At 46.1% G+C, this 631-nt stretch carries 1 protein-coding gene; it reads left to right on the top strand.

Annotation, left to right across the window (positions count from 1 at the left end; all coding sequences use genetic code 11):
- The first annotated feature begins 45 nt into the window (after positions 1–45).
- Positions 46–570, top strand: a complete 525-nt coding sequence (locus H8K33_RS19640) for a helix-turn-helix domain-containing protein (RefSeq protein ID WP_186892764.1) — start codon at positions 46–48, stop codon at positions 568–570.
- The last annotated feature ends 61 nt before the right edge of the window (positions 571–631 follow it).

Here is a 631-nt window from a genome sequence, read left to right as displayed (position 1 = left end):
TGAACTGAACCCCAAAAGTTGGACGCCAACTTTTGGGGTTTTTTAATGACTAAAAATACAGATGAGTTCAAATACAAAGTAGTGCAAGAGTACTTGGATGGGGCGATGGGGTACGCTTCATTGGGTAAGAAATACAACTTGGATGGCGATATGATAAGGCGCTGGGTTGGTTGGTACCGAGTGCACGGTATTGAAGGGATCAGAAAGAAATTCACGCATTACAGTGCCGAGTTCAAATTGTCTGTGCTAACCCACATATGGGACAATGCTCTATCCTATGGTCAAGCCGCAGCACACTTCAACATTCGCAACCCAGGCATTCTTGCGCAATGGATTCGCCTTTATCGCGAAGGTGGACTTGACGCTCTACAACCACGTCGCAAAGGAAGAACCCGATCTATGTCAGCTCCAGTCACTAAGCCAAGTAAAGATCAGGAACCAACACCGCTCTCTCAAGAAGCACTACTCAAAGAGCTCAATCATTTGCGCCTGGAAAATGCATACCTAAAAAAGTTGCAAGCCTTAGTTCAGGCAAAGCAGAAACTAGCGCAAGAGAGAAAGCGCAAATAGTCGATGAACTAAGGCAGCAATATCCGATCACACAGGTTCTCAAGGTAGTTGGCATGGCACG

Origin of the sequence: Affinundibacterium amnicola (genome assembly GCF_014284275.1) — a bacterium.
Classification (GTDB): Bacteria; Pseudomonadota; Gammaproteobacteria; order Burkholderiales; family Burkholderiaceae_D; genus Undibacterium; species Undibacterium amnicola.
The sequence above is the reverse complement of the archived record's forward strand: the minus strand, read 5'-3'. Positions and strand labels throughout refer to the sequence as shown.

Excerpts from the sequence above, each read along its gene's own strand:
- H8K33_RS19640 (WP_186892764.1), top strand. The coding sequence starts at position 46 with ATGACTAAAAATACAGATGAGTTCAAATACAAAGTAGTGCAAGAGTAC.